Source organism: Marinilabiliales bacterium, from assembly GCA_007695015.1.
Classification (GTDB): domain Bacteria; phylum Bacteroidota; class Bacteroidia; order Bacteroidales; family PUMT01; genus PXAP01.
This window is the reverse complement of sequence record REEN01000068.1, coordinates 23,445-32,887: the sequence shown is the minus strand read 5'-3', so window position 1 is coordinate 32,887 and position 9,443 is coordinate 23,445. Positions and strand designations below refer to the sequence as shown.

Genomic DNA, 9,443 nt, shown 5'->3' with positions numbered 1-9,443 from the left:
GGGTCTGTGGCCACGGTAGAACACGGGAGCCGTGGGTCCGTGGCCGCGGGAGAACACGAAAGCCGGCCGGAATGAATGGGCAGGTATTACATACAAAGGGTGCGCCGGAATTCCGGCACACCCTTTGTCAATTCCTTCCGGATCTTACTGTTAAAGGCTGTTCACGTGATTTTGCAGTCCTGACTTCAGGTTAGAAGCCTTGTTCTTGTGAATAATGCTTCTTTTTGCAAGTTTGTCCAGCATAGCTGCAACGCCGGGAAACAATTCGGCAGCCTTATCCTTATCCTTCAACCCACGCAATTTCCTTACCGCATTACGGGTGGTTCGTGCGTAATAACGGTTTTCCAGTTTTTTCTTCAGGCTCTGCCTCGCTCTTTTAGCTGCTGACTGATGATTTGCCATTCTGTTCAGTAAGATAGTTAATTGTTCTTATTTCGCAGTCCGTAGGGGAATCGAACCCCTGTTACCAGGATGAAAACCTGGCGTCCTAACCCCTAGACGAACGGACCGTATTTTAATTCGGACTGCAAAGATAGGATTTTTTTCTTTTCACCAAAAAATTTTTTCAAAAAACATACCTGCCCGTTATACCGGCCTGGAATATATTAAGCGAAAAATGGCCGATCAGATTCACTGAGGGCATGACATGAAACCCAAAGGTAAAGGGATAGTCCCCGAAAGTCGATTCCATCCCGGCGGCAAGTCCGATACCTACAGGTATAACGTGACCCGAACCCTCATAGAAAGGGGCTGTATTGTCCCACCGGCCTGCCTGAATACCTGCTCCCAGGTACCAATGCGTGTTTCTCAGCTTTGGGTCTGACATCTTAAAATGATGCTGATAATGAGCCGATGCGGTAACTCCGCTCCAGCTCGTAGCTATTATCCCCTCAAAAGCATCACGCTCAGAAAAGAACATTTTAATGGTCGCCCCTGCCGGGTTACCAAGAAGGACGCCGAAACCGGTGCCGTACAACTGGCCGCTTGCGGGTGCAAGTGTCAAAAACATCAGGGTGACGATAATAATATGGGACCTGTATCTTTTCAAAATCCGAACCTGTAATATATGTAAAAATCAAATCCAAGTGTGCTTTTTCTGTCTCCTGCACCAAATCCGGGTATGAACACATCGGACATGTGACTGTCGCCCCGGTCAAAAAGAAGCACCTTGCCCCGGAGGTTCCAGCCAAGAAATAAATTCCTCGAAAGCTCTGCCTTGATCACCAGCACCACCTCGGCCCATTGCCTGAAAGATAGTCCGCTGTCAATCACTCCTGAATAGTCACCCCAGTACTCCTGTTCAACGAAGATATCTGAGGCAGATCTGTCTCTTACAGAAAAGCCAAGCCTTGCCCCGGCACCAATAATATCGTTATTATACTGGTAAAAACTCCTGTCGCCGCCAATCCGCAAAAACAACCCCTTCTCCTCCAACCGGTATGAAGGTTCATCCAGATTACGAACCGAATAACCTGCTTCTGCTACTCCAAAGTACCCGGGCCCAACCTTAAAGTCCCCCACCAGTTCAGCGCCATAGATATCAGGAACGACAAACTGCCATAGCGGCAGGGAAAGATTCAGACCCAGCCGAAGTCCGTCATAGGACCAATCATCCTCAACCCCGACGGCAGGATCATCAGGCACCTGACCGTTACCCGCCGGTCCTGAAAGCATGAGCAGGAGGACACTAATGGTAAATCCTGATATTCGTATCATCAAAGCTGGTAATTTTCGGGGTAACGATAACCACCGAGTCAATCCTGTTAGTTGTAAAAAGTGCACCTGTAAGCTCAAAATTCAAAATAAACCCGCACTCCGGTGAAAGAAACCATGGAACAACCTCATAGCTGAACATTATGGTATCAGCACCCTCGTCAAAAACAAATATGAAGCCTGTCTCCTCAGCCATCCCGTTCATTGGGAGTGTTACAGACCTGATGTTGGCCCTGTTCGAATACAGAAGGCTGTCTTCCCTGCCAACTCCCTTTAGTCCGGATAGGTTTACACCCGCTTCAACCACAGTTCCGTCAATCACCGTATAAAAGTCAACCCCTGCCAGGGACTTTGGTTTATATATACACTCCTCCCTGCAGGCATTAAGCAATACCGTCAACAATAATATGATACCTATGACCGATACTCTGACCATCAGAAACTTTTTAACATGCAACCATCATGCCGGTACCGCCCGGGCCCTTGCTCTCAACTTCCTGTCCCATTCAATATAACCTGCGATCGCAAGTATAAGAAAAACCAGGTACTGAAAAGAGGTAAACACCAGCCCCTTGTAAAAATACAGAGGCACTGATATGAGGTTCCCGGCCATCCAGGCCGTCCAGTTATCTATTTTTTTGCGTGCCATCAGCCACATTGCCACGATAAAGATGGCCGTGGTAAGCGAATCCCACCATGGAACATCACTGTCAGTGAAATTCCTCAGTATGTAGCTAAGTAAAAAGAACAGCAGCACCCCCGACAAAATGCAGAAGATCTGTTCCGGAATGCTGCTTCTGGTAATTTTCAGCCTTTCACTACCGGGGTCCTTTCTGGTCCACATATACCAGCCATAAACACTCATAAGGAAATAGAAAAAATTGATTCCCATGTCTGCATAAAGTTTCGCAAAAAAGCATATGTAGACATATATAAGGACACTCACGATCCCGGTAGGGTACACCAGTATGTTCTCTTTTTTTGCAAACCAGACACTTAAAAGTCCGAATAAAACTGCCGTTATCTCAAGCCACGTGGTATTCAGTATGTTTTGCCAGAAAATCTCGAAGAAGGACATCGACCCGATAATTAAAAATATGAGTGCAAAAGTACATTTTTTATTATATATTGTACTTTCAAAACCTGTTACCTATGGTTACCGCGGTAATTATTGACGATGAAAAACATGCCAGGCTTACCCTCAGGCAGCTTATCAGGTCATTCCTCAGTGAAAGGCTGATGGTCGTTGATACGGCATCATCGGTTGCCGAGGGCGTGAAATCAATCAAAAAGCATGAACCTGATATTGTGTTCCTTGATATTGAGATGCCGGTACAAAACGGATTTTCACTTTTCAGCCACTTTGATGAGATCCATTTCCGGGTTGTATTCTGTACCGCTTATGAGCAATACGCAATTGATGCAATCAGGGTAGCTGCCTTTGATTACCTCCTGAAGCCGGTAAGCCAGGATGATCTCATGGCATTTATGGACCGCTATGACAATTTCAGGGTGTCGCCACTGGCGAACAGGACAAGGATTAACACTCTGATAAGCAACCTGTCCGGCGATGGCACACACTTCAACAGTATCGCATTGCCCACTAAAGACGGTTACCAGATGGAAAAGGTTGTCGATATTGTCTATTGCAGGGCAAGGGAATCATATTGCGAGGTCCATGTAAAGGGGCAGATCAGTTACTTTGTCTCAAGAACCCTTAAGCAGATGGAGGAGATACTGCCGCCGGAACTGTTTTTCAGAATTCATAAATCGTTTCTGGTCAACCTGAACTACGTGAAAATATACAGGAAGCCGGAAAACTACATAATATTGCACAACGGCCAACAACTTGAGGTTGCACACCGGCGAAGCGACGAATTTCTCAGGCGTCTGACCAGGCGTTCTTAAAGGGAGCCGGCGCGTATCATGAACGGATGTCGGGCAGGTATCATGAACGGATGGCGGCAGGTATCAACCGGACTGCCACTAATATTTTTCAAAGATGTTTTTATAATGGCAGGGCCTATCAGTCTAAAAAACCCAAACGAGCTGTCAACACCGGCAAACCTGGAACCGGTCAAAAGGCTCAACAAATGTGGCCTGCCGTTCACCCTGCTATGGCTGGCAGCTATCCTCTCACTCTTCCCCGGCAGGTTGCCGGCTCAGCAATATTCATTCAGTCACATAGACATGAATGCAGGCCTGCCGAGTAACTCTATACATGATATTATAAGAGACTCGCGGGGTTTTTACTGGATCGGGACCGATGCCGGTCTGGCCAGGTGGTACGGCAACCAGATCAAAACCTATGGCCTGGAGAACGGATTACCGGGCCTTACGGTCAAAGCTGTAGCAGAAAACAAAGATGGCAACCTGTGGCTGGGAATTCAGGGTGAGGGGATTGTAGCTTTTGACGGCAGGAATTTTAAAACTGTAATACCTTACGATTCTCTGCCGGGCAATCTGATTACAAGGTTCAGCTATATGGCGGACAGGGACATGCTGTTTATCGGAACCAGCAATGGGTTTGCAACGTTAAGCAACGGAGAGTACAAGGCCTATGGATCATTGCACCCCGATACTGGTACAGGGGTTATAATTCTCAGCTTTCTCGAGGCAGGGTCTTTTGTTTACGTGATCACGGCAGCCAACGGCTTGTACAGGTACTATCCCGGCAGGGATGAGCCCCTGGTCCATGTACCGTTCTACCATGGCTACACCAGGCTCTCACATGCCGGGATCACCGTTGCGGGCGACACGATCTGGTCGCCTGCAAACAGAGAGGTCATTATGAGAACGGGGCCTGAAGGAACCGGTGCATATGGTCCCCTGGCCGATGTTATGGATATTGCCGAAGACCAGGCGGGTAATATATACCTCGCCACCATAAGCACGCCTTTTAGCGATCAGGGAGGGGCCTACATGATAACCGGCGACTCACTGCGGTCACTGAACAAAATGTACGGACTGACTGCAGAGTCGGTCAGCCGGGTAATTTACGATCAGTCTGACAATTTAATTGTCATATCAGACAGGCGACAGGGACTGTTTATTCTTTTTCCGCCTGTAATTGAGAACGGAGCAGCAGGGCTGCCTCCCCCGGGTGATCTCACCGTACGGTCATTTGCCTCTACTGATGACGGGGCCTTCTGGATACTTGACGACCAGAACCTTTGGTTCAGGGAACCGGGCAAAGGATTCACAATGTATGACAAAACGAACCTTGAGAATATTTATCGCGAATACCTGGAAGAAGAGTTCCCTTCCCGGTATTCATATATGCTCGATCCTGAAGGCTCTTACAAAAAATACGCTTATCTCCGGTTATCAGGGGCATATAAATTCAGGAACCCTTATTATGAAATCCAAAACGGCGAGAAGCTGATTTTCCCTGACGGAGCGTTTTACAGTCCCGCTGAATATGAATACCTGAAGGCCCGCTGTATAAATCCGTTACTGGGACTTGCACCGGGAAGTGACAACAGCCTCTGGATCTCAACCAATGCAGGCTACTTCAGGGTAGATGAAACCGGCGACATCTTCTATTTCAATGTCCGTTATCCAGGTACTGGTAATGTCTTAGTTCAGGATGACAGCCTGCTGCTTGCAGCTTACACATCAACCCTTTATTCATACCGGCCTGAATCACCATCACTTCCGGTTCATGTTACCAGGATACCTGAAAATGTAAATATTGCAAGCATGATTGTGTCAAACGGGAACCTTCTCCTCGGGTGCCGCAACCATGGCCTGATCCTGATCAGTGGCAATGATGTTTCCTTCCTGAGCAATGATAACGGCGGACTGATCACCCCGGTAACGGCGTTAAGCACCTGCAGTAACGGAAACATACTGGCAGGCAGCAGCAACGGCAGGATCCAGGTCCTGAGGCATGAAGATGATACCATCCATATACTGCATGATATCAGTCCTCAAGGAAACATAACCGGAACGCGGATCTTCTGGATCGAGGCAGATGGCCGGGGTTATATCTGGGCGGGAACCAACAGGGGCATTAACCGTATCAGGCCCGGGATCGACGAACAGGAGAATGCCGTCAATGCAGGGTTTTTCGGCATGGATCACGGTGTGCTTGATCCGGCGGTAACAAGCTCATCTGTATGCAGCAACGGCTATATATGGCTGGGGGGAAGGGGACTACTGGCCAGAATTGACACTGACAAGGCATTCGGACTTAAACCTTCGCCAAGAGATGTCATTATCGACCGTATTGATATTGATTATGGTGAAACCGACTGGCATATCAGGGGCCCGGCTGACAACTGGACCGGTGTTCCGGCCGGTAATCTGAGGCTGAAGCATAGCTCCAACAACCTGGGTTTCCATTTCAGCACAATCAACATCGGAGATGCGCAGAACACCCTTTACCGTTACCGGCTGACCGGACTTAATGACCAGTGGTCAAATTTTGACGACAACAGGCATGTAATATTCCCAAATCTCCGGCCGGGAAAGTATATGCTTAAAGTCGAGGCACAACTGGCACAGAACAGTAAAAGCAGGGGAACAACTCACTTCGGTTTCCGGATATTGCCACCCTGGTGGCAGACATGGTGGTTCTATACCCTTGCAGGAACAGCGCTGCTTGGGCTTTTCTGGCTCATCCTGATCTTAAGAATAAGATTTGTCAAAAAACATGCCGGACTGAAACTAAACCAGGAACGGGAAATTTCTGAGCTAAGGATAAGAGCCCTGCAGGCCCAGATGAACCCCCACTTTACTTTCAATGCCATAAACTCAATACAGTATTACATCCTGAACAAGGAAAAAGACTCAGCATTATTGTTCATATCATATTTCTCAAAGCTTATCAGGCAGACCATGGAGTTTGCGTCAAGATCTTCCGTAAGCATAAAAGAGGAGATCGCTTTCATCGAGAACTATCTCAACCTGGAGAAGATGAGGTTTGAGGACAGTTTCGATTATAAGATCACGGCTGGCCCCATAAAGGAAAGCCACAAATACCGGATACCCCCGATGATGATACAACCGTTTGTTGAAAATGCGGTTCTGCACGGGATGCTGCACCTGAAAAAAAATGGATTTATAACTGTTGTATTTTCGGCAACAGCAGATAACCTGATCAAATGTACGGTTGAAGACAATGGAGTGGGCCGCAAAAAGTCGTCAGAAATAAATACCGGCAACAAAGACAAGCACAGGAGCATAGGACTTGACATTACCAGCCGGCGCCTGCATCTCATGAATGACCCGGGTTTCAACGATTTCAGGGTTGAGATAGCCGACCTGCACTCCGGCGAAGAGACACCGGCAGGTACCAGGGTCAATATTTACCTGCCCCGGGTAACTGATGATGCCACCTTTGACGAAGATGACTGGGAGTGATCGGACGCTGAACCCCTTTTTTTAAACGTTAATCAAATAATAACTGACGTTAAATAAGTTGCCTGCTTACATTCCACCTGATTCACTATATTTACGCCGGGTGCAATTCAATTTTTTTCATACGGGATAAATGAGATATTGATATCAAACCTAAAAGTTTTTGCATGAAACTTGTAAGGTACATTTATCCCACCGATGGCAATATCCGCATCGAAGAGGCAAGGATTACGGGAGTTCCCGGCAAAAAGATCATCTGCAACAGGATAGAAATATTCAATGTGCACGGAAATCTGGTCTGGGTAATCAGGGAGCTTAAGAACCTTAAGTTACTTAAGCTCCAGAGCGGATTTTACCTGGTAAAGGAAAAGGATATCAACGGCCGGGTATTAAATAGCCGCAAGGTGATTTTTTAACCTCCGCTGAAAACACTATCCCCCAGGCTAATCCCTCAGGCAATGGAATCTGTCCGGCTTAACAACACAACAATCCTGGTAATTGAAGACAATCTTGTGTGCCAGGCGCTGATAAGGGCATTTCTCCGTGGAACAGGCGCAAACCTGGTAATGGCCGGCAGCGGAGATGAGGCAAGGAAAGTCCTTGGTAAAAGCCCTATCGATGTGGTTTTAACAGACATGAGGCTCCCCGACACAAGCGGCATGGAGCTTCTTAAGGAAATAAAAGAACACAACCCGGAGATCCCGGTTATTGTGCAGACAGCTGCAAGCATTGATTTTTCAGAAGAAGAATGCCTGAAAGCCGGTTGCGACGGATATATCACAAAACCCTATACAAGATCCCAGTTTCTCGATACTATTACCTGTGCGCTTGGAAATAAAGGCGGGCCACCAGGAATGTCCGCGTCACCCCCATCACGTTGACAGACCTGTTCGTGAACACCCCCGTCAGGAAGACAAACCTGTACATGAGCGCCCCCATCACGTTGACAGACCTGTTCGTGAACACCCCCGTCAGGTTGACAAACCTGTAATCTCCTGTATCAGGGCAGAAACCGGCATATTGTTGAAATTTCCCGAGCTCATCATAAGCAGGTTTTTATCCTTCCAGCCGACAGACAATAATTCCTCTGCCAGTCGCCGGGAGTCGGTGAACACCCTGACCCTTTCATTACCAAAGGCCCTTTTCACTTCATCCTCACTGAGGTCCGGAAGCCTTTTCAGCTTTAATGTATGGGGGTTGAAATATACAAATGGTATGTCTGCGGCGTCAAGTGTCCCTTTGTAATGTTCAAGGAAATTCCTGTTAAGGCTTGAAAAGGTATGCAGCTCAATGCATGCGGCAAGTTTTCTGCCGGGAAACTGTTCGCTCACTGCCTCGACGGTCGCCTTCAGCTTTGAGGGGGAGTGTGCAAAATCCCGGTAGACTGCCATCGATCCGGTATGCGCAAGAAGCTCGAGCCTGTTCGCTGCCCCCGGGAATGAACCTATAGCCTCATAAAACTGTTCATCACCTATACCCAGCTCGCGGCACAACATCCTTGCACCCTCTATATTCATCAGGTTGTGCCTGCCGAACACCTTCAGCGGCACACCTGTGCCCCCGTTAAGCAGCCACGTTACCCCGTTTCTTATTTCATGTTTAGGCAGACCGTAACTTACCGTTCTGACAGTTCCTTCATATTTTTCAGCCAGGCGCATGACCCCGGCATCTTCCCGGCAGTAAACAAGGCATCCCCCCGGCTCGATCAGCTGGATAAACCTGTCAAACTCTGCCACGTACCCTTCCCAGGTGGGAAAAACATTTATATGATCCCATGCAATCCCGCTCAGCAAAGCAAGGTGGGGACGGTAAACGTGAAACTTGGGGCGCCTGTCCAGTGCCGAAGTAAGGTATTCATCTCCTTCAAAAACCATGACCTCAGCCTCATCGGTAAGCCTTACCATAACATCAAACCCATCCAGCCTGGCCCCAACCATAAAGTCAGTGTCATGACCGCACTGTTTAAGCACGTGAAGAACCATGGCGGTTATTGTGGTCTTTCCGTGGCTGCCCCCGATTACAACCCGTTTTTTGTTAAGCGCATGTTTGTAAAGATATTCAGGGAAAGAATATATATTCAGTCCCAGTTCCCCGGCCCTGCGAAGCTCAGGATTATCGGCCCTGGCATGCATGCCCAGTATAACCGCATCTATACCATCATCAAGCCTTTCAGGGAACCATCCCTCCCTTTCGGGCAGCAGCCCCTTTTCAGCAAGCCTGGAGCGGGAAGGCTCAAATATTTCATCATCCGACCCTGTTACCTTATAACCCTTACCGTGAAGTGCCAGGGCCAGGTTGTGCATGGCACTTCCTCCGATTGATATAAAGTGAATACGCATAAGTTAAAAGTATTTCAAATAATCGCA

The 9,443-nt window shown here is 48.0% G+C and carries 10 protein-coding genes and 1 tRNA gene; 4 read left to right on the top strand and 7 right to left on the bottom strand.

What is annotated here, in order from left to right:
• Nucleotides 1-150: 150 nt before the first annotated feature.
• From EA408_10495 to EA408_10470, 6 genes are all read right to left on the bottom strand, one after another.
• Nucleotides 151-402 (bottom strand): 30S ribosomal protein S20, encoded by a 252-nt coding sequence (locus EA408_10495; GenBank protein ID TVR70894.1) that lies wholly within the window; start codon nt 400-402, stop codon nt 151-153.
• Between the two features lie 32 nt (nt 403-434).
• A tRNA-Glu gene (locus tag EA408_10490) sits at nt 435-509 on the bottom strand.
• Nucleotides 510-565: 56 nt separating this feature from the next.
• Nucleotides 566-1,048, bottom strand: coding sequence for a hypothetical protein (locus EA408_10485; GenBank protein TVR70893.1), 483 nt, complete (start codon nt 1,046-1,048; stop codon nt 566-568).
• Entirely contained in the window at nt 1,045-1,674 is a 630-nt protein-coding gene (locus tag EA408_10480; protein ID TVR70892.1) for a hypothetical protein, read from the bottom strand. Before EA408_10480 ends, EA408_10485 begins: the two co-directional genes overlap by 4 nt.
• 13 nt (nt 1,675-1,687) lie before the next feature.
• The gene (locus tag EA408_10475) at nt 1,688-2,149 is read right to left on the bottom strand and encodes a hypothetical protein (protein ID TVR70891.1); all 462 of its coding nucleotides are present in this window, start codon (nt 2,147-2,149) and stop codon (nt 1,688-1,690) included.
• A 24-nt stretch (nt 2,150-2,173) separates the two neighbouring features.
• Complete coding sequence (locus tag EA408_10470; protein TVR70890.1) at nt 2,174-2,791, bottom strand: nicotinamide riboside transporter PnuC; 618 nt, start codon at nt 2,789-2,791, stop codon at nt 2,174-2,176.
• Nucleotides 2,792-2,865: 74 nt separating this feature from the next.
• Between EA408_10470 and EA408_10465 the strand changes: the two genes are divergently transcribed.
• From EA408_10465 to EA408_10450, 4 genes are all read left to right on the top strand, one after another.
• Entirely contained in the window at nt 2,866-3,621 is a 756-nt protein-coding gene (locus EA408_10465; GenBank protein ID TVR70889.1) for a DNA-binding response regulator, read from the top strand.
• Between the two features lie 18 nt (nt 3,622-3,639).
• Nucleotides 3,640-7,080 carry a hypothetical protein gene (locus EA408_10460; GenBank protein ID TVR70888.1) on the top strand — a complete coding sequence of 1,147 codons (3,441 nt, stop codon included), beginning with the start codon at nt 3,640-3,642 and terminating at the stop codon, nt 7,078-7,080.
• 164 nt (nt 7,081-7,244) lie between these two features.
• Entirely contained in the window at nt 7,245-7,493 is a 249-nt protein-coding gene (locus tag EA408_10455; protein ID TVR70887.1) for a hypothetical protein, read from the top strand.
• Nucleotides 7,494-7,535: 42 nt separating this feature from the next.
• Entirely contained in the window at nt 7,536-7,958 is a 423-nt protein-coding gene (locus tag EA408_10450; protein ID TVR70886.1) for a response regulator, read from the top strand.
• Between the two features lie 90 nt (nt 7,959-8,048).
• Here EA408_10450 and EA408_10445 read toward each other — a convergent pair whose 3' ends face one another.
• Nucleotides 8,049-9,416 carry a peptidoglycan synthetase gene (locus EA408_10445; GenBank protein TVR70885.1) on the bottom strand — a complete coding sequence of 456 codons (1,368 nt, stop codon included), beginning with the start codon at nt 9,414-9,416 and terminating at the stop codon, nt 8,049-8,051.
• Nucleotides 9,417-9,443: the final 27 nt, after the last annotated feature.